The 20,512-nt window shown below is 50.1% G+C and carries 17 protein-coding genes and 4 tRNA genes; 5 read left to right on the plus strand and 16 right to left on the minus strand.

Annotated elements, in window-relative coordinates; genetic code table 11:
- Positions 1–70: 70 nt before the first annotated feature.
- From tig to M2404_RS15260, 8 genes are all read right to left on the minus strand, one after another.
- A complete protein-coding gene (gene tig, locus M2404_RS15225) occupies positions 71–1,381 on the minus strand; it encodes a trigger factor (RefSeq protein ID WP_259240624.1) in 1,311 nt (436 codons plus the stop codon).
- 239 nt (positions 1,382–1,620) lie between these two features.
- The gene (locus tag M2404_RS15230; RefSeq protein WP_259240625.1) at positions 1,621–2,874 is read right to left on the minus strand and encodes a glutamate-5-semialdehyde dehydrogenase; all 1,254 of its coding nucleotides are present in this window, start codon (positions 2,872–2,874) and stop codon (positions 1,621–1,623) included.
- On the minus strand, positions 2,871–3,992 hold the full coding sequence (gene proB, locus M2404_RS15235) for a glutamate 5-kinase (protein WP_259240626.1): 1,122 nt from the start codon (positions 3,990–3,992) through the stop codon (positions 2,871–2,873). Before proB ends, M2404_RS15230 begins: the two co-directional genes overlap by 4 nt.
- Positions 3,993–4,203: 211 nt before the next feature.
- Entirely contained in the window at positions 4,204–4,704 is a 501-nt protein-coding gene (locus M2404_RS15240; protein ID WP_259240627.1) for a GNAT family N-acetyltransferase, read from the minus strand.
- Positions 4,705–4,959: 255 nt separating this feature from the next.
- Positions 4,960–5,036, minus strand: a tRNA-Pro gene (locus M2404_RS15245).
- A gap of 21 nt (positions 5,037–5,057) precedes the next feature.
- Positions 5,058–5,133, minus strand: a tRNA-His gene (locus M2404_RS15250).
- 25 nt (positions 5,134–5,158) lie between these two features.
- Positions 5,159–5,235: transfer RNA gene (locus tag M2404_RS15255), tRNA-Arg, on the minus strand.
- Positions 5,236–5,267: 32 nt separating this feature from the next.
- Positions 5,268–5,344, minus strand: a tRNA-Pro gene (locus tag M2404_RS15260).
- 189 nt (positions 5,345–5,533) lie between these two features.
- Here M2404_RS15260 and folD point away from each other — a divergent pair.
- On the plus strand, positions 5,534–6,391 hold the full coding sequence (gene folD, locus M2404_RS15265) for a bifunctional methylenetetrahydrofolate dehydrogenase/methenyltetrahydrofolate cyclohydrolase FolD (protein WP_215397180.1): 858 nt from the start codon (positions 5,534–5,536) through the stop codon (positions 6,389–6,391).
- 31 nt (positions 6,392–6,422) lie between these two features.
- Here the strand turns inward: folD and M2404_RS15270 are convergent, their stop codons facing one another.
- The 4 genes from M2404_RS15270 to M2404_RS15285 are packed head-to-tail and all read right to left on the minus strand — an operon-like array spanning position 6,423 to position 10,716.
- Complete coding sequence (locus M2404_RS15270) at positions 6,423–7,508, minus strand: ABC transporter ATP-binding protein (RefSeq protein WP_259240628.1); 1,086 nt, start codon at positions 7,506–7,508, stop codon at positions 6,423–6,425.
- Between the two features lie 12 nt (positions 7,509–7,520).
- A complete protein-coding gene (locus M2404_RS15275; protein ID WP_259240629.1) occupies positions 7,521–8,450 on the minus strand; it encodes a carbohydrate ABC transporter permease in 930 nt (309 codons plus the stop codon).
- Complete coding sequence (locus tag M2404_RS15280; protein WP_259240630.1) at positions 8,451–9,338, minus strand: carbohydrate ABC transporter permease; 888 nt, start codon at positions 9,336–9,338, stop codon at positions 8,451–8,453. It lies immediately after the preceding gene.
- On the minus strand, positions 9,331–10,716 hold the full coding sequence (locus tag M2404_RS15285; RefSeq protein ID WP_259240631.1) for an ABC transporter substrate-binding protein: 1,386 nt from the start codon (positions 10,714–10,716) through the stop codon (positions 9,331–9,333). The genes M2404_RS15280 and M2404_RS15285 overlap by 8 nt, the downstream gene beginning before the upstream one ends.
- Positions 10,717–11,032: 316 nt before the next feature.
- On the opposite strand from M2404_RS15285, the gene M2404_RS15290 reads away from it, so the two are divergent.
- On the plus strand, positions 11,033–12,022 hold the full coding sequence (locus tag M2404_RS15290) for a Gfo/Idh/MocA family protein (protein ID WP_259240632.1): 990 nt from the start codon (positions 11,033–11,035) through the stop codon (positions 12,020–12,022).
- 59 nt (positions 12,023–12,081) lie between these two features.
- Here the strand turns inward: M2404_RS15290 and M2404_RS15295 are convergent, their stop codons facing one another.
- Positions 12,082–12,885, minus strand: a complete 804-nt coding sequence (locus M2404_RS15295; protein WP_259240633.1) for a ThuA domain-containing protein — start codon at positions 12,883–12,885, stop codon at positions 12,082–12,084.
- The gene (locus M2404_RS15300) at positions 12,882–13,541 is read right to left on the minus strand and encodes a mannitol dehydrogenase family protein (RefSeq protein ID WP_405047789.1); all 660 of its coding nucleotides are present in this window, start codon (positions 13,539–13,541) and stop codon (positions 12,882–12,884) included. The genes M2404_RS15295 and M2404_RS15300 overlap by 4 nt, the downstream gene beginning before the upstream one ends.
- Positions 13,542–13,844: 303 nt before the next feature.
- Here M2404_RS15300 and M2404_RS15305 point away from each other — a divergent pair, with 303 nt between their 5' ends.
- Positions 13,845–14,867, plus strand: a complete 1,023-nt coding sequence (locus M2404_RS15305) for a LacI family DNA-binding transcriptional regulator (RefSeq protein ID WP_259240634.1) — start codon at positions 13,845–13,847, stop codon at positions 14,865–14,867.
- Positions 14,868–14,899: 32 nt separating this feature from the next.
- Here the strand turns inward: M2404_RS15305 and iolB are convergent, their stop codons facing one another.
- Both iolB and M2404_RS15315 read right to left on the minus strand, forming a co-directional pair.
- Positions 14,900–15,706: a 5-deoxy-glucuronate isomerase gene (iolB, locus tag M2404_RS15310; RefSeq protein WP_259240635.1), complete on the minus strand. Its 807-nt coding sequence runs from the start codon at positions 15,704–15,706 to the stop codon at positions 14,900–14,902.
- Between the two features lie 10 nt (positions 15,707–15,716).
- A complete protein-coding gene (locus tag M2404_RS15315; RefSeq protein WP_259240636.1) occupies positions 15,717–16,571 on the minus strand; it encodes a MurR/RpiR family transcriptional regulator in 855 nt (284 codons plus the stop codon).
- A 161-nt stretch (positions 16,572–16,732) separates the two neighbouring features.
- Between M2404_RS15315 and M2404_RS15320 the strand changes: the two genes are divergently transcribed.
- Together M2404_RS15320 and iolD are read left to right on the plus strand one after the other, a co-directional pair.
- Positions 16,733–18,640 carry a bifunctional 5-dehydro-2-deoxygluconokinase/5-dehydro-2-deoxyphosphogluconate aldolase gene (locus M2404_RS15320; protein ID WP_259240637.1) on the plus strand — a complete coding sequence of 636 codons (1,908 nt, stop codon included), beginning with the start codon at positions 16,733–16,735 and terminating at the stop codon, positions 18,638–18,640.
- A gap of 19 nt (positions 18,641–18,659) precedes the next feature.
- The gene (iolD, locus tag M2404_RS15325; RefSeq protein ID WP_259240638.1) at positions 18,660–20,501 is read left to right on the plus strand and encodes a 3D-(3,5/4)-trihydroxycyclohexane-1,2-dione acylhydrolase (decyclizing); all 1,842 of its coding nucleotides are present in this window, start codon (positions 18,660–18,662) and stop codon (positions 20,499–20,501) included.
- Positions 20,502–20,512 lie beyond the last annotated feature (11 nt).

A 20,512-nucleotide genomic window follows, 5' to 3' on the forward strand; every position in this document is an offset into this window, starting at 1 on the left:
GTTGCAGAAAATAAAATGGCCCGAACTGTTGTCCGAGCCATTAAAGCCGTCAAGCCAAAATAAGTCAATGTTAGTTGGCAGCTTGCGGGTTCATTATCTCGTCAAAAGCCGCTTTTTGTTCAGTCACTTTAGCGCTGGCCAGAATTACTTCAATGGCTTGCTCTTCCAGTGCTACATTGCGCATGCTTTGTAACAGCTCTTTGTTGCTGTTGTAGTACTGTACCACTTCTTGCGGATCTTCATAAGCAGAAGCAACAGTTTCAATTAACGCCTGAACCTTTTTATCGTCTACTTTCAGTTCACTGGTTTTGATCACTTCACCCAGCAACAAACCTACTTTAACGCGATCTTTAGCCTGCTCTTCAAACAATGACGCTGGCAATTCCGGTAACTGCTTAGGATCTACGTTGTTACCAAAACGCTGCAGAGCCTGTTTACGCAGTACGTCTACTTCGCCTGCAATCAGTGCTTGTGGCACCTCAACTTCGTTGTTGGCTAATAAACCTTTGATAACCTGATCTTTTACTTTAGCTTTAATATTCTGGTTCAGCTCACGTTCCATGTTTTTACGCACTTCAACTTTCAGTGCATCAACAGTGGCAGTTTCTAAACCGAACAAGGTTGCAAATTCGTCAGTCAGTTCAGGCAGTACCTGTTGCTCTACAGTGTTTACCGTAACAGCAAAGCTGGCTGCTTTACCTTTTAAATTCTCAGCGTGGTATTCTTCCGGGAAAGTTACATCAACAGTAACTTGCTCACCGGCTTTTTTGCCAACGATACCGTCTTCAAAACCCGGGATCATCCGGCCCTGACCCAGCTCTAAGGTAAAGTTAGTGGCTTTGCCACCTTCAAACTCTTCGCCATCAATAGAACCGACAAAATCAATAATTACGCGATCACCAGTAGCGGCTTTGCCTTTTTTGGCTTCCCACTTTGCGTGTTGCTTACGCAGAGTATCCAGCATCTTGTCTAAGTCGGCATCAGCAATTTCAACAACCGGCTTATTTACTTCGATTTTATCCAGGTTTTTAACTTCAACTTCCGGATACACTTCAAAAGTAGCTTTAAATTCTAAATCTTTACCCTGCTCCAGTTGGCCTGGAGCAAAAGTTGGCGCGCCTGCCGGAGTCAGTTTGTTGGCAATAATGGCATCATAAAAATGGCGCTGCATTTGCTCACCGGCAACTTCCTGCAATACTGCCAGACCATAACGCTTTTGGATCAGTGTTACCGGCGCTTTGCCCGGACGGAAACCGTCGATACGCTGACGCTTGGCCAGATCACGTAAACGGCTTTTTACTTCTGAGTCAATTTTGTCGGCCGGAACAGTGATAGTTACTTGGCGCTCTAAACCCTGAGTGGTTTCCACAGAAACTTGCATCTTGTTACCTCAAATTCAAAAACGGGCGTGTAATTAACGCCTTACTAGTGTGATCTGGTATCAAAACGCAGCACTGAACCAGACCTGTTATAAAATAGGACGCGGCATTATAGCGGGGTAAATGTCTGACGTCGAGCCCTTAACAAGGCCGTACTAAGCCAGTATGCCGACAAAATAAAAAACGCAGCATAGTCAGTAAATTACTATTGCTGCGTTAATTTTTTCTGCAGTGACGGCAGTTAACTGCGGGTTTGGCCGCTGCCGGTTACCACATATTTTTCAGTAGTTAGCGCTTCAAGGCCCATAGGGCCGTAAGCATGCAGCTTACTGGTAGAAATACCAATCTCAGCACCTAAGCCTAACTCACCGCCATCAGAGAAACGTGACGAGGCATTATGCATGACCACGGCAGAATCTACCTGGCGGATAAAGCGCTCCGCATTGGCCTGATCGCTGGTACAAATAACTTCGGTGTGCTGGCTGCCAAACTGGTCAATGTGCGCCATGGCGGCATCCAGATCGTCTACCACCCGGATAGCAATTTCCGGCGCCAGATATTCCTGACCAAACTCATTATCAGCAATCGGCTGCGCCTGATTAAAGTAACCGATACTGTTTTTGCAGGCATGTACAATTACATCGTGCTGTGCCAGCACATTGGCTACTAACGGCAGAAAATCACTGGCAATGTGCTTGTTTACCAATAAGCCTTCGAGCGCATTACACACGCCGGGACGCTGTACTTTGCCGTTAAGCAACAGCCCCAGCGCCATAGTTAAATCTGCGCTTTGATCAACATACAAATGGCATACACCTTTATAGTGCTGGATCACCGGAATGCGGCTGTGTTCGGTAACAAAGCGAATTAACCCTTCACCGCCACGCGGGATCACTAAATCGATATATTGATCCTGCTTTAACAGTGCCAGCATTAAATCGCGATCAGGTTCCGGTACTATGCTTACAACTTCATCCGGTAACTGATGTTCACGCAGGGCTTGTTGCATAGCGGCAGCAATAGCCAGGCTGGTTTGAATAGCCTCGCGGCCGCAGCGCAGAATAACCGCATTACCGGATTTAAAGCATAAAGCACCGGCATCAGCAGTAACATTGGGCCTGGCTTCATAAATCATGCAAATAACGCCCAGTGCTATACGACGTTTTTCGATATTAATACCGTTTGGCCGCTGCTCAATATGCCGTGTTGCGCCAACCGGATCCGGCAAGGCAATAATTTGCTCAATGGCTTTGGCCATGGCGTCAACCCTATCATGGTTTAGCGTTAAACGGTCAAGCATAGCTGCACTGGTGCCATTAGCACTGGCTGTGGCAACTTCATCTTTATTCGCTTCAAGTATTGCAGCGCTGGCATTGCGGATATGGTTTGCCATACTCTGCAGAACAAAATTTTTCTGCTCTGTCGTCAAATTTGCTACAGCTTTAGCTGCCTCTGACGCTTTAGCGGCTATTGTTGCCGCAACATCGGTACTCATATTCTCTCCAGTAACATCATTTCGCTGCGATGGATTACGGCATCACTGCCTGTCGGGCAATAGCCAAGGCAAGAAGCTATATCGCGGCTTTGCTGGCCTTTAATAGAAAATAACTCGCTGGCACTAAACCGGCTGACACCTTTAGCAATTTTGCGTTTGCCTGATGCACTGCGCACTACAACAGCATCACCTGAATCAAACTCACCGCTAATATCAACGATACCGCTACACAATAATGAAGCGCCCTGACGGCATAAGGCTTCAGCACATCCATCATCAACCCAAATTTCACCTTTGGCTCTGAGAGTGTGCCGCACCCAATGTTTTTTAGCCGGTAGAGGCTTGGCATGGCCATAAAAAATGGTGCCAGGATTTTTACCCGCTAAAATACACTGAAACCCGTCAGGCTTGTGGCCATCAATAATAACGGTGTCTATACCATGTGCTGCTGCTTTCTCTGCCGCTTCAATCTTGGTATACATACCGCCGGTACCCACTTTAGATGAGGCTCCCCCCGCCAGAGCATAAATACGCTGGTCAATAATACGCACTTCAGGGATCAGGCTGGCTGTTGGGTCTTTGTTTGGATCTGCAGTATATAAACCGTTAACGTCAGAACAAATAATCAACGCATCGGCGTTAGCAACTGTGGCCACCATAGCGGCCAGATTGTCATTATCGCCTACTTTCAGCTCATCTGTGGCTATCGTATCGTTTTCATTAACGATAGGCAGTATCTGATGATCCAGTAACCGCTTTAATGTATTTTGAATATTAACATGGCGCACACGATCACTTAAATCACCGTGAGTAAGTAATACCTGTGCACAAGGAAAGTCAAAACACCGGCTCCAGAAATTCATCAGCTGATTCTGGCCAACAGCTGCCATCGCCCGTTTTAGTGCGATAGGAACCCGTTGATGTTGAAAATTAAAATGATGGCGGCCAGCAGCCACACTACCTGATGACACCAGGATCACTTCAAGACCCTGTAACCGGCACTGCCGGATAAATTCAGCGATGGGACGCAGGAACTGTTCGCTACACCCCTGGTTTTCCGGCGCTATCAGGGCACTGCCAACTTTAAGCACTACCCGCCGCCAGGATGGGTTAATCATAACTCCTCCAATGGTTGTTCCGGCGGCTATAGTAGCAAAAACTGTAACCTGGTTCCACCTGGGTTACAGTTCAGCAAAACAAAGATCGGGACGAATTACCCGTAACAAGCTGAAATAATTAAACTATAAAGATTGCGAATACCTACCATTCACAAGAGTCAAGCTACAGAAAGCCACTAAATATGTAATTAAATTACATTTATGTTGGCGTTCAGGAATACAGTTGAACCTCTTTTAGTGACGGCTGAACCTGCACGACTTTCTCAAAACTCAGACCCAGACGGGTTAACACTTTAATTGATGGGAGATTACCTGCACTGACAAGGCCAACAATACGTTTGAGCTTAGCCTTATGATAACCAAAATGCAGCACAGCAGCAGCGGCTTCCAGCGCATACCCCTTGCCCCAGAACTGAGGTACAAATGCAAAGCCAATATCAGTTTCCTGCAGATAGTCACGAAACAGCAGGCCACAAAACCCTATCGGTATTTTGGTATCACTGGTTTCCACCAGAAATAAACCATAACCGTGCTGCTGATAACTTTTTATTGGCCCTTCAGCTAAATAATGCAAAGCATCCAGCTTTGAACGCACACCGCGATCAGCAATATTCTCAATAAACGACGGTTCATTTAATAGCTGACAGGTAAAAGCAGCGTCTGCCGCTGTAAGATGCCGGATACGTAAACGTGGGGTTTCTGCAATTATCAAGATAATCGTCCTTAATCTGATATTAAATAGCAGCATACAATAAGATTTAAGGATTTGGGAACTGGATTTTATTATTTGATAACTGAGCAAAGATAAATGCAGTTAAACATATTAGCTTTAAATAAAGGAAAGCTTTATTTAACTTAGGGGAGAATGGTCGGTGATGCAGAATTTGAACCTGCGACTCGTGGGACTAAGAGTACCCAAACCAAGTGCGCTTATTTAACATATTTAATTTACTTAACTTAGGGAGAATGGTCGGTGATGCAGGATTTGAACCTGCGACCCCTTGGACCCAAACCAAGTGCGCTACCAAGCTGCGCCAATCACCGACTATAAAACTCTGGGAAAGATGGGGTGGATGATGGGGTTCGAACCCACGACAACCGGAATCACAATCCGGGGCTCTACCAACTGAGCTACAACCACCACTGAAACTGTTTTGCGCTTGTTATGGCGCGCCCGATAGGATTCGAACCTATGACCCACGCCTTAGAAGGGCGTTGCTCTATCCAGCTGAGCTACGGGCGCAATATCGAAAGCCCTACCAAGCTATATATTAATGGTCGGTGATGCAGGATTTGAACCTGCGACCCCTTGGACCCAAACCAAGTGCGCTACCAAGCTGCGCCAATCACCGACTTCGCTGCACTGCTGCAACGGGGCGGAATATTACAGCCGCCCAGCAATAGCGTCAAACCTTTTTTTGCACAAATCAACTGATTGCCTATTATTTGAACCTATTGTACCACGGGCATTGCAGGATGGAGTTCTGCGGGTAGCTGTGCGAAAATATGCCGCAGTAAAATCATGGCAGAGACGTAAGCAAATGACAGCACAAATTATTGATGGCAAAGCCGTTGCCCAGGCAACAAAAGATAAAGTTGCCGCTCAGGTTCGCGCCCGGGTTGCAGCAGGTAAAAGAGCACCGGGCTTAGCCGTAGTGCTGGTAGGGGTAAACCCGGCATCTCAGGTTTATGTAGGCAGTAAACGTAAGGCCTGTGAAGAAGTTGGCTTTCATTCTGTATCTTACGATTTACCTTCAGATACTACCGAGCAACAGCTACTGGAGCTGATCGACAACTTAAATAATGACAACACTGTAGACGGTATTCTGGTACAACTGCCATTACCCGCCGGCCTGGATGCCTCTGCCATTTTAGAGCGTATAAACCCGCACAAAGACGTCGATGGCTTTCACCCATACAATATAGGCCGTTTAGCACAGCGCATGCCAGCGCTGCGCTCCTGCACGCCTAAAGGCATTATGACACTGCTGCAAAGTACCGGCGTTAACGTAAAAGGTATGGATGCGGTTGTCGTGGGTGCTTCCAACATCGTTGGCCGGCCCATGGCGCTGGAATTACTGCTGGCTGGTTGCACGACAACGGTGTGCCATAAATTTACCAAAAATCTGGAGGCGCAAGTACGCCGCGCCGATTTACTGGTAGTGGCGGTAGGCCGGCCAGAATTTATCCCCGGAGATTGGGTTAAACCCGGCGCCCTGGTTATTGATGTTGGCATTAACCGGTTAGATTCAGGCAAACTGGTAGGCGATGTGGAATACGGCGCAGCGGTAAAACATGCGCGTTATATCACTCCGGTACCGGGCGGTGTAGGCCCGATGACCGTAGCCAGTTTAGTGGAAAACACGTTGGAAGCCTGCGAACTGTATCACGACAGATAGCCTGCCACAGCCTTTGCCAGTAAAGCGGGAGCTATCCCGCTGCCTGCTCTATTACAGGTTTACGCAGCAGCCGCTGGCCTTTGTCATCAAACAAATAACAACTGGCGGCATCAATTTGCAGATTTACCTGCATATCTGCGGCCAGCTCGCAATCACCTTCAACCCGTACTACCAATTGCTCCATAGTAGCATTATGCAGATGCACAAAGCTTTCCACTCCCAGGCGTTCAACTACATCAACTGTCCAGCCGCCCTGAGCGCCGGTCGCCTGCAGTTTTAAATGCTCTGGCCGGATCCCCAATTGCAAATCATTGCCACTGGTGAAACCATTACCAATATCTACCACCTGGCCAGATTGCAGATAAAAATTGCTACCCTGCAATTTGCCGCGCAGCAGGTTCATTTTCGGCACACCGATAAACTGCGCAACAAACGTATTTTCCGGCTCGCGGTATAATTGCATCGGTTTACCCAGCTGAGATACATAGCCGTTGTGCAGTACGATAATTTTTTGCGCCATCGTCATCGCTTCTACCTGATCATGGGTAACATATACCACGGTAGAGCCAAACTCGCGGTGCAGACGCATTAACTCGGTGCGCATTTGTACCCGTAGCTTAGCGTCCAGATTAGATAACGGCTCATCAAACAAGATCACTTTTGGCCGTTTCACAATGGCCCGGCCAATTGCCACCCGTTGGCGTTGCCCACCAGACAGGGCTGCGGGTTTACGCTGCAGCAAATGTTCCAGTTCCAACATTTCGGCAGCTTCTTTCACCCGCTGTTTAATCTCAGCTTTATCTACCTTTTTTAATGTCAGGGCAAAACCGATATTTTCTTCTACCGTCATGTGCGGATACAGCGCATAAGACTGAAACACCATGGCAATTTCGCGCTGATCCGGCGACACATGATTCATTACCTTGCCGCCAATACGCAGTTCACCGCTGCTGATATCCTCAAGCCCCGCGATCATGCGCAGCAACGTAGATTTACCGCAGCCGGAAGGTCCGACAATAACGGCAAACTCGCCCTGCTCAATAGTAACGCTAATCCCCTTTACCACTTCGGTACCGAGGTAATTCTTTTTTATATCAATAAGCTCAATATTAGACATAACACAATCCTGTTAACCTTTTACGCCGCCAGAAAACGTTTGAGTCAGGAACTTTCTGGCAAAAGCAAATGCAATAACGGCTGGCAAGGTATAAATAACAGCCAGCGCGGTTAAAAAGCCGTAATCAATAGCGTCTACCCGCAAGAACGCACGGAACATGCCCAGCGGCAGCGTTTGCAGCTCTGGCGATGAGGTAAACATCAGCGGCATTAAAAAATCGCCCCAGGCATTAATAAAGGCGAATAAGCCCGCTGCAGCAAAGCCCGGCAATGCCAGCGGCAATAAAACATGGCGCACAGTTTGCCATTGGCTGGCGCCATCAAGCGCAGCAGCTTCTTCATAATCTTTCGGAATAGCATCAAAAAAGGTTTTCATAATCCAGATCGCCAGCGGTAATTGCATGGCACAGTGGATCAGAATTAAACCCAGATAACCGTCAATAAAAGAAAACATCCGGCTTAACATCTGTTGCTGCTCTACATCGGCGGTAAACTGGTTAATCAACCCGTTTACCCAATCATTTAAAAACAGCATCACTTTGTATACCGGCACGATCAGTGCAGGTGGTGGTACTATCCTTACCAGAATAATGCCGTACAGCAGCGGGCGCTTCCACCAGGCCTGAGTACGCGACAGTGCATAACCACCAAAACCAGCAAAAATCAGGGTTAAAATGGTGGCACTGCCCACAATAACTACTGAGTTAAGTACCCAGCGCATACCACTTTCGTTAGCAAAAATATTCTTGAAATGATCCAGCGTAACGCCTTGCGGAATTTGTAAAAACTGGCTGGCTTTGGGATCAAAAGCCGCCAGCACCACCCAGAAAAACGGCATCATACAAAACAGCGAAATCAACACCAGCGTCAAATAAGCCCGCCTCTGCGAAGCATGGTGCGTTACAGTAACGTCTTCAAAGGAAGACCGGACAACAGCTACCATCTAAACCTCCACCTTCAGGGCTCTAACATAAATAATGCCCAGGATCATCGATACCACCAGACTCACCACCGCCACAGCTGCACCATAGCCTAACTGAAACGCAGTAAATGACTGATTATAAATATAAATACCCAGTATTTCGGTACTATTGGCAGGCCCGCCACGGCTTAACGTATAAACCAAACCGAAAATGGCAAAGGTGGTTACGGTAGAAATAAACATATAAAGGAAGATTGTAGGCATCATCATGGGCACCGTAATACGCCAGAACACCTGTGTATCGGTAGCACCATCTACCCTCGCTGCTTCATAAATATCTTTGGGGATTGCCGCTAACCCCGACGTTAGCAGGATCATGGCAAAGGCAATGCCACGCCAGGTATTTACGATAATGATCGACAGCAACGGAAAGGTATACAGCCACTGCTGCGGATCGACACCAAACCAGGCAACCAAACGATTTAATGTGCCATATTCACCGCTGGCAAACATTGAGATCCATAAAAAGCCCACTACCATTTCCGGTACAGCATTGGGTAGGCAGATAATGGCATTAAAAATAGGCTTATAACGCACCGGCCGTTGCAGTGCTAACGCAGATAAAAACCCCAGCACAAACTGGCCGATAACGGCAGAGCCAATAACAAAAATCAGAGTAACTTTCAGTGAATTCCAAAACAGCGGATCACCAAATAAACGGCTGAAATTACGCAGGCCAACAAAAGATGACTCCTGCGCAGCAAACCCCAGTAAGGCATCGTCTGTCAGGCTTAAACTAAAAGCATAAAAGGCCGGAAATACAATAAAAGCTGCCATCAGCAATAAAGCCGGGGCCATCATAAAACGGTAACCAAGCTGACGGCGGGCTTCGTAAGTCAGTTTAATCATGCTGCTTACCTCCTTTTGGCAGGGCCGCCACCGTCAGCTGAGGCTTTACCTGCTGATCACCTAATACATTGGTCACATAGTCAATCAGTTGTTGCTGTGCCTGGCCAGCGTCTGAACGGCCGGTAAGCACGGCTTCAGAGGCTTGCGCCACGCCGGCCATCATGGCATTAGACCCTACCGTAGTTCGCAGCGCACGCGCCTGCGATAACAAGGCATGGTCTTCCATCCTGCTGCCCATTGCTGCAAAACCCGGATGCTGCGCCGCATCCAGCCGTGCCGGTACGTTGCCCAGCTTTTCAGCATACACCAGCGCTACATCAACCTCGCCCAGCGCCAGCACCAATTGCTGTGCCAGGTGCTGCTGGCGTGATTTGGCGTTTACGCCCCACGAATATACCACCGAAGCCAACGCAAAAGGCTCGCCACCGTCGGCACTGGGAAATTTCCAGGTTTGCACCGCCTGATCCACATTTGGGATCGGGTTACGGCTGTCCGGCCCCCAGTCAAATACTTTGCACCAACTGCCACAGGTAGTGATCAGTAACTGGCCTTTGGGAAACATTTCATATTTTGGAATAACCCATGGCTCAGGATTAAGCAAAGGTTTTACCGGCATCAACTGCTGCTGTACCAGAGTTTGATAAAACCCAAACGATGCCCGTACCGCCTCACCTGCCAACACATACTGGTTATCCACATTCAATAATTGATAATCGCTGAAGCTGGCCAGTAAATAGCGGAACCCCTCGGTATAGCTACCCATACCCCAGGTTAGCCCGGCCGGAATTAATAGCGGGTACTGGCCCAGTTGCTGTTTAATTTGCCGACTGCGTGACAGTAAATCCTGCCAGCTTTGCGGCTGTGCGGTGCTGATACCTGCTGCAGTCAGTAAATCATGCCGGTAGTACAGTTGTTCTACCGCCACGATAGAAGGCACAACATATACCTGCTCATCAAAGCTGGCACGGGTTAGCTGTTTAACCAGTTCAGGCAGATGCTGATACCCTGCCCAATGCTCAACCGCATCTGTCAGGTTGGTCAGATACCCGGCTGCTGCCAGATCATCCATTTGTAAATCACGGGGAATAGTAAATACATCAGGCGCATTACCGGCCCGCAGTTCGGTAACCAGCTTGGTGAAATAATCCTGCGGAGGTGCCGGATATTCCACTATTTTCAGGTGTACACCCAGTTCGGCTTCCAGTGCTGGTTTTAGCTGCTGTAGTGCCTGTATCCGGGCAGTACGATGTTCAGCAATTACCAGCGTGGGCAAATCCTGCTGTTGAACGGATGGAGACTCCCCCCACCACCAGCCAACAACTGCGACAAGCACTGCGCCAACAGGCAGCAGTACCAGAGATTTAGTCGTCCAGCTCATAGTCTAGCTCTTTAATTTTGTTGCACTTTAGTGCATTTCTGTTTGCCGGTTATTTGTGCTCCTGAGGAGCTACACTAACACGACTATTTTTTGTACTAGTTACCCTGTCTGTTTTGATAATACGCTTATTGACACCGGTGTCAATATGCAATTTAATGGTGCGGTCAGGCATAGCAAAGCGCACCAACTTAAAGCAGATTGCGTCATTACAGGTGTTGCAGGCTAATGCACAACGCGCAGAATTTGATCAACAATGCACGACAAAACGATGCTGCCGTGCAGTAGCAACTATCCTTGCAGCATCTGGGAGAGCGAAGTGGAATTAAAACTGGCAATTATTGGCTGTGGCACTAAAGCAACACAGTATATTCAAACCTGGATAGTCCGCCCGGATATCAAGCTGATGGCGATTATGGACCCCAATACCAAAGCAATGGACAATGTGTGCAGTATTGCCCAGCAACAGCAAAAACAAGCACCTGCCTGCTACAACAGCTGGCAACAATTGCTGCAGGACAACGCAGCACAGCTGGATGCCGTTTATATTTGTACACCCCATGCCAGCCATGCCGAACAAGCCTTGCTGGCCCTTGAACTGGGGCTGGATGTACTGCTGGAAAAGCCGATGGTAACCAGCGTGGCAGAAGCAGAAGCTTTAGCTGCAGCACAGCAGAAATCCGGCAAAACTCTGGTCGTGGCGTATCAGGGTGGCTTATCGCCGCTGGTGCAGGAGCTAAAAGATGCCATTGCCAGCCAAAAGTATGGCGCCCTAGTCAGCATTAACGCGGCAATCTGGGAAGACTGGGCCGACAAATATCAGGGCCACTGGAAACAGGCTCCGGCTATTTCAGGCGGCGGTTTTATGTTTGATACCGGCGCTCATATGATGAACACCGTCTCAAAAATTACCAGCAAACCGTTCGCTCGTATCAGTGCCATTATGCACAACCACGGTTTTCCGGTAGATGTGGTTACCACAGTGTCAGGCGAGCTAAACGACGGTACCCTGTTTAACCTGCATGCCTGTGGCCGCAGTATCCGCTGTGTATCCCGTATCGAGTGCTTCTTCCCACAAGCCATAGTACGCATTTGCGCCTGGGGCCGCTGGATGGAAATTGAAGATGCACAGGGTAATGTGGTACGCAAAGAGCAGGAAGCCGCCAATAACCTGATGAATGTATTTATGCAGGTGCGAAAAGGCGAAATCGATAACCCGTCTGACGTACAGCAAGGCCTGCGCATGGCGCAGTTATGGGATGCCATTAAACTATCCGCCAGCCAGGATGGCGTGCCAGTTACTTTGTAAATAACTGCATGATTTGCAAAAGCCAGCCCGGATACAGGCTGGCTTTTTTATTGCTGCAATTATTTACCTGTTTTCTTCGCAGCCTTTTCCGCCAGCATCAACTTACGTGGCTTTTTAAAGTAGGTTTGTTTCGGCGCGCCTTCTTCCAGTGGCACTGGCCGGCCCCAGTTTCCCAGCATCCAACCACTTTGATGCGGCTGATGCGCCCACTGGATGGCATTGGCCAGAATTTGGATAATATGCGGGTTACGGTAAATCGGGAAGGTTTCATGCCCCGGTGAGAAGAAGAAAATCCGCCCACGACCACGCTGGAACGTACAGCCGCTGCGCAGCACTTCGCCGCCCTGATACCAGGAGTTAAAAATCAGTTCGTCCGGCTCAGGAATATCAAACGGCTCCCCGTACATTTCTGACTGTGGCAGCTCAATTTGTGGTGGAATATTATAGGCGATCGGGTGTGATGGCTTCAGACACCATACCCGCTCACGCTCGCCTCCTTCGGCCTCACGCCAACTCAGGTTGCAACTGGTGCCCATAAGCCGCTTAAATAACTTGGCATGATGGCCGCTGTGCAGCACGATCAACCCCATGCCTGCCAGCACCCGAGCCTGTAGTTTATCAATCAGCGCATCGCTGGGTTCATCGTGGTAACGATGTCCCCACCATATAGCTACTTCAGTTTGCTCAATACGCTCTGCCGGCCAGCCCTGTTCCGGATCGTCCAGCGTGGCCAGTGTTAAATCAAAACCGTAAGGTGCTAAATTATCGACAATACAGCCGCCAATTGTTTCGGGGTACACTTCCTGCACATCGGCGTCTTCTTTTTCATGGCGGCACTCATTCCACACCGTCACTTTGATCATACTTTACCTCCGGCTAAACGCGGTGCGGCTGAATAATCCTGAACTTCCAATATTAAGGTTTGTAACGCCGTTACTACCCCATTGGCCAGAATATAACTTAGCCAATAGGTCAGTCTGTCACGAAATAAGGTATTGTCGCGTAGTGTCACTGAAAACAGCGGTGTAACCAGCAGATACTGTGCCACTAACTCATCAATATGATCCCAGTACTGCAGCCTTATTTGCATCAGGCGCTCAGCCAGCGGATCAACCACTTGCAGCATATCCCCTTTCGCATCAAAGCCCATGCTAAAGCGCAGCCAGGCCGCTACAGTAAAACACAACGCATCTATGGCCAGGCCGTTTGCCAGGCGCTGCTCTGCAGTAGCCAGAATAGCGGGTATTAATTGCTGTGAGCCATTTTGTGTAAGCTGCTGTAAGCTTTTTTTGTCTTGCGCTGCAGCCGGTTGCTGTAGCACGGCAGCAGTATTTTGCGGCCCGGGCGCCGTTGTCATTTCATAGTGCAATAAGTGCTGTAAATAGCGGGTAAACAGCGGATCAGCCTGCACCTGGTGTGTATAACTGTAGCCTGCCAGCGTGCCTGCATAGGCCAAAGCTGCATATTCACCATGCAGCAGCTGTGGGCTGGCCTGTTTAATAGGGTCAACATCAGTCACCAAAAATACTCCTGCCAGACATAAATAAACCCAATAGCAGCAAACTCACCGGGCTATTGGCAATAATAAATTTTATAATGCAAATTGACACCGGTGTCAATTTGCATTATAGCTAGAACCTTTAACAAACTGACCGCAATAAGTCACTGTGCCAGCGGGTTTACCCGCCAGAATGTACAGCGCAGTAGTCTGTGCCAATATAACCACCAGGGACAGGGTGGTGCAGTTATACCGGCAACGTATTGCGGCTTAAGGCTAAGTAGTATTCATTTGCTTGCTCCATAACAGAGGTGTTGCCAAAACATGTCATCAGTAACCATTAACGATGTGGCGCGTCATGCCGGTGTCTCGAAAAAAACCGTGTCGCGCGTGATCAACAATGAAATTAATGTGTCGGAAGAAACCCGCACTAAGGTGATGGCGGTTATCCATCAGTTGGGGTTTAAGCGTAACCCATTGGGTATGGCGCTGGCCAAAAACCGCTCGCTGTTTATTGCCTTGCTGGCTGATAACCCCAGCCCGGGCTATTTGCAAAAACTGCAAAAAGGTATTTTGCAGTGCTGCAGCGAAGAACATATGGGGCTGTTTCTGTACGACTGCAACTACCGCTCGCCTACCCTGGTATATGAGATTGAAGAATTTATCGATAACACCCTGGCTGATGGTCTGATCCTGGTACCGCCGCTTAGCGACAAGCAGGAACTGCTGGATATGTTGCAACGCAAACGAGTGCGCTATATCCGCATTGGGCCTAAAGATCAGGACAGTGACGACTGCGTCAGTTTTAACGGCGTAAAAGCCGCTTACGAGATGACACAGTATCTGCTGCGCCTGCATCACAAAGACATTGCTTTTGTGCTGGGCCATCCGGATCAGGAATCCAGCCACCGCTGCGAAAGGGGCTTTCGTAATGCCATTGCCGATGCCGGCATTGCGCTGAATGAACAATTGCTTGTGCAAGGCTACTATACGCATCAGTCTGGTGTAGATGCCGCGGCAACACTGCTTAACCGCACGCCCCGCCCTACTGCCATTTTGGCCGCCAATGATGAAATGGCGGTTGGCGTGTTGTACGAGGCGCACCGCCGTGGCATTAAAATACCGGAAGAGTTGTCGGTTTGCGGCATTGACGATATTTCGCTTACCACCAAGGTGTGGCCAAACCTTACGTCGATGCGCCAGCCCATCAATGCCATTGGTTACCGGGCAGCGTTTAAACTGATTAAAAAACTTAAAGGCGAAGTGGCAGCAAGTAATGACAGCGGTGCAGATATATTTGACTGCGAACTGATTGTACGGGAGTCGACCAGCCAACCCGGCCGGTGAAACAACCCACACTAAAGCTGCCGCTGGCCCGGTCATTTTTTTATGATCCATTCATGTTGCGGATCATTTTTAAATACCCACTGCCGGCTTGGGCCTGCCATCACGTTCAGATAATACAGCTCGTAGCCATGGGGGGCACCAACCGGATGATAGCCCTCCGGCACCAGCACCACGCTGTTATGTTCTACACAAATGGTTTCGTCAATACGCCGGTCATCGGTATACACCCGCTGAAACGCAAAGCCCTGGCTGGGGTTGAGTTTATGGTAGTAGGTTTCTTCCAGTGCGCTTTCCTGTGGAATCGCGTCAGTATCATGCTTATGTGGCGGATAGCTCGACCAGTGCCCCGGCGGCGTAATAACCTCAGTAATCAGCAAGCGCTCGGCAGGTAAATTGGCAAATAAAATATTACATACCTGGCGGGTATTAGTACCCTGGCCACGGGTTTCCTGCACACAGTCATCCGGGGTGATAAGCCTTACCGGTAAGCCGCCCTGTGCCGGTGCCCGGCACAGAGCCAGTTCCAACTCAGTTAGCGCCGTTACCGTAAGTGTTTCGCCCGGTGGTAAATACAGTGCATAAGGTGGGAGCCCGTCAAATACGCTGGTACGTGCCCCAACGCTGGTAAAACGTTGCTCCAGCGTGGCGAAATCAGCCCGGCCGGATAACAACACCGCACACAGCTCGGTGCTGTGGCCGCTGGCAAACTTTGCGCTCTGCCCCGGTTTCAGTAGCACTACGTCAAATCCCACATACTCCCAGTGAGCATTTTGCGGCGTAATATGCTGAATAACTCCACAGCTATCAGCCGCCATCGGTTTACGGTGTAAATACGACATTGTAAGCTCCTTAACCGGCAGGTTTTGCTGCAGCCAGGGCTTCAGCATCATGGATCAGTGCCAGCACCAGAGCCTGGATCAGGCTCATACTGGCATTTAATGACCGGAACGAGTGCACTTCGGCTTCGCGTACCAGCAGGGCAATATCAGCTTGCGCTGTTAAGGGGCTTAACCGGTGATCGGTAATCACAATAATACGGCAACCTGCAGCCACCGCCCGGCTCACTGCCTGCTGGGTTTCTGCAGCGTAAGGGGCAAAACTGATAGCCAGCAATACATCATCGGTGCCGAGTAAATTCAGCGGGCCATTTTGCATATAACCCACACCATCTAGCAAATGTACCGGCAAACCGGTATTGCTGAGTAAATAACTGGCATAACTGGCTACCGGGTAAGAACGTCTTGCACCCTGTATATGAATAAGCCTGGCTTTGGCCAGCAGCTCACAGGCTTGTTGCAATAAGCCTGCATCCAGTTCGTCACACAGCTGCAGCATGGCCGCTTCATTGGCAGCGGCAATTTGCTGCAGGTAACGCACCCCGGCTTGAGCCACAGGTACAGACTGATCCTGTTGTACCGCCGCTATACGGCTTTGGTAATCCGGGCCTGCTTGCAGCAAACGGTTTTTAAAAAGCTGCTGCATTTCACTAAAGCCAGAAAAACCAAAGGCATTGGCAAAACGCACCAACGCCGAGGCATGTACACCTGCCCCCTGGGCAATGGTTGCAGTGGTACCAAAAGCAACAGTATCGGGATGCGCCAGCAAATACCTTGCTACCAACTGCAAACGGTTGCTCAGCTCACTAAAGCGCTGCTCTATCCGTTGTTCCAGTTCTTGCTGGCTGTTACACACCGGTGCATCCACCCTGTTACCTCTGTGACGGCAATTTGCTGATGATTCGAGTCTAACTCAATAAAACAAATATTCCAAGTATTGTATAAATAGAAAATTCATTCTAATCTAGGTTGATTATTTCGTCACCAGCATCGCATTTGAGGAGACTGGTAGCTTTTGGGAGAACGCTTGTGAATAAAACTCTGGATGTTATTTGTTTAGGCCGGGCTTCAGTTGATTTGTACGGCCAGCAAATTGGCGACCGGCTACAGGACATTGCCTCTTTTGCCAAATCGCTGGGCGGCTCGTCGTGCAATATCGCCTTTGGCGCGGCACGGCTGGGGTTAAAAGCCTCTATGCTTACCCGGGTTGGCGATGAACAGTTCGGCCAGTTTATCCGCGAAGAGCTGGCCCGTGCTGGCTGCGATACCAGCCATGTGGTTACTGATCCCGAGCGTTTAACGGCCCTGGCCATTTTATCAATTAAAACCAAACAGCAGTTTCCCCTGCTGTTTTATCGCGCCGACTGCGCTGATATGGCAATTGATATCAGCGATTTTGACGAGGCATTTATTGCCTCAAGCAAGGCGCTATTAATCACCGGCACCCACTTTTCTACAGCCCACGTTGATAAGGTAGCGCGCCAGGCCATCAGTTATGCCCGCCGTAACCACACTAAAGTGATCCTGGATATCGACTACCGCCCGGTACTATGGGGCCTGGCAAGGCCCGGCGAGGGCGATAACCGTTTTGTGTCTAATGACAATGTCACTGCCCATCTGCAATCTATAGTACCGCTGTGCGACTTAATTGTTGGTACCGAAGAAGAAGTGCATATCGCCGGTGGCAGCATCGATACCATTGCCTGCTTAAAAACGCTGCGCCAGCTGACTGACGCCGTTATTGTGCTAAAACGCGGCGCGCAGGGCTGCAGCATTTTTGACAGCCAGATCCCCGATTCGCTGGACGATGCCTTTTTTGCTCAGGGCGTACAGGTAGAGGTACTAAATGTATTAGGCGCTGGCGATGCCTTTATGGCTGGCTTTTTACGTGGCTGGTTGCGGGGTGAAAGCTATGAACGCTGCTGCGCCTATGCCAATGCCTGCGGGGCTTTGGTCGTTTCGCGCCATGGCTGCGCCCCTGCCATACCCACACCGGAAGAGCTGGATTACTATCTGGCACACCAGCATAGCATTCCGAGGCCGGATCTGGATCCGCAGCTTAATTACCTGCACCGGGTCACCACCCGCCACCCGGCCAACTGGCAAGAACTCTGCATTCTGGCCTTTGATCACCGCAAACAGTTTATCGACATGGCTGAAGCTGCCGGAGCACCGCTGTCGCGCCTGCCAAAGCTAAAACAGCTTATTCTGGCCGCTTACCAGCAGGAAGTAGCACAGCAACAGCTACCGGTACAGGCCGGAGTGTTGATTGATGATACCTTTGGTCAGGATGCCTTAAACGATGTTACCGGCACCGGCTGGTGGATTGGCCGCCCGGTTGAAGTACCGGCATCGCGCCCGCTGGAGCTGGAAGGTGGCCGCTCTATCGGTTCGCGTTTAATCAGCTGGCCACGTTCGCATATTGTTAAATGCCTGGTGTTTATGCACCCACAGGATGACGCAGAGCTTTGGCAGCAACAAAGCCGCCAGTTAACCGAACTGTATCAGGCTTGCTGTATATCCGGCCACGAACTGCTGCTTGAAGTGATCCCACCGGCTGGCTCTGCCTGCAGTGATAGCACGGTAGCTGAAGCCATGCAGCTGATTTATCAGCAAGGTATAAAACCAGACTGGTGGAAATTACCCCCGCAAAGCCCGGCGGGCTGGCAGGCGGTATCAGCGCTTATCGCTAACGAGGCGCCGCATTGTCGTGGTGTTATTTTGTTGGGGCTTGATGCACCCGCTAACGAGCTGATGCAAGCGTTTCGTGACAGTGCTGCCTTTCCGCTTTGCCGCGGTTTTGCTATTGGCCGCACTATTTTTGCCAAAGCCAGCCAGAGCTGGCTGGCCGGAACACTGGACGATGCAGGCTTACAGCAACAAATCCGTCAAAACTACCGGGCGCTAACCCAGGCCTGGCTGGCTCGTAAGGGCTAAGCCCGTAAGGAAAAATCTCATGACAGACAAAATCCGTTTAACTGCTGCTCAGGCGCTGGTACGGTTTCTGGCGGCGCAATATATCTCTACGCCAGACAACACTGCGCCCAAACCGCTATTTGCCGGCGTATTCGCTATTTTTGGCCATGGTAATGTGGCAGGCCTGGGCGAGGCGCTATATCAGGTACGTGAGCAGTTACCAACCCTGCGCGCCCACAACGAGCAAGGCATGGCACATGCCGCCATTGCTTTTGCTAAAGCCAATAACCGCCAGCAGTTAATGGTCTGTACCTCATCGGTTGGCCCCGGTGCTACCAATATGGTTACGGCTGCCGCCCTGGCCCATGCCAACCGTTTACCGGTATTGTTTTTACCCGGCGATCACTTCGCCAACCGTAAACCCGATCCGGTATTGCAACAAATTGAAAACTTCAGCAACCCTACGGTTGCTGCTACTGACTGCTTTATTCCGGTCAGCCGGTATTTTGACCGTATTAACCGGCCGGAGCAGCTTATTCACTCTTTGCCGGTAGCAATACAAACCCTGCTTGATCCGGTTAATTGTGGCCCGGTCACATTAGCACTGCCACAAGATGTGCAAGCCGAAGCCTTCGACTACCCAGTATCACTGTTTGCAAAACGTATACACCGCTTCCGCCGCCCCGGCGCCGACGAACAGGAGCTTGCCGACGCCCTGACACTGTTATTAAAAGCCCGTAAGCCACTGATTATTGCCGGTGGTGGCGTGCATTACAGCGGAGCATGCCGGGCACTGGCCGGGTTTGCCGAGCAACACCAGATCCCGGTTGCTGAAACTCAGGCCGGTAAAGGTGCCCTACCCTGGCAGCATCCTTGTGCCGTAGGCGGTATTGGCGTGACCGGTTCAGCAGCAGCCAACCAACTGGCGGCCGAAGCCGACCTTATTCTGGCAGTCGGCAGCCGTCTGCAGGATTTTACCACCCAGTCCCGTACCGGCTTTGCCGGTAAAACTGTGCTGCAACTGAATATTGGCGCTTTTGATGCCGCTAAACACCAGGCCATACCGCTGGTGGGCGATGCCGCCCTGCTGCTTACACAGCTGGATAAAGCGCTGCCACTATGGCAAAGCGAAAACGGCTGGCTGGCACATGCACAGCAGTTAAATCAGCAATGGCAGCAACGCTACGATCAGTTAACCACACCGCCTGCCAGCGGAGTATTGCCAAGCGATGCCCAGGTGCTGGGTGCAGTTAAACGCCAATCTGTAAAAAGCGATGTTATTGTTTGTGCGGCAGGCGGCCTGCCCGGCGAGCTGCATAAACTGTGGCGTACAGAAGGGCCTGGCAGCTACCATGTTGAATATGGTTTTTCCTGCATGGGCTACGAAATTGCCGGTGGCCTGGGCGTAAAACTGGCACAGCCAGAACGTGAGGTAATAGTGGTAGTGGGTGATGGCTCCTACCTAATGCTGAACTCAGAACTGGCTACCTCGGTGATGTTAAAACAAAAAATTATCGTGGTGCTGCTGGACAACCGCGGCTTTGGTTGTATCAACAGGCTGCAGCGTGGCACCGGCAATACTGCTTTTAACAACCTGTGGGACGACTGCGCCGACGACGCACCCGATATCGACTTTGCAGCCCATGCCAAAGCTCAGGGTGCGCTAAGCGAACGGGTAGCCAATATCGGCGAACTGGAGCAGGCACTACAACGCGCCCGCACCGCACCGCGCAGCTACCTGATTGAAATAAAAACCGACCCACAGCAAAGCACCGATAATGGCACCTGGTGGGATGTGGCAATACCGCAGATATCGGGCGAGGCCAAAGTACAGCAGGCACTTGATGATTATCAGCGTAAACAGCAACAACAACCGTATTAATAGCAAGGATT

Origin of the sequence: Rheinheimera pacifica (genome assembly GCF_024809855.1) — a bacterium.
GTDB lineage: Bacteria > Pseudomonadota > Gammaproteobacteria > Enterobacterales > Alteromonadaceae > Alishewanella > Alishewanella pacifica_A.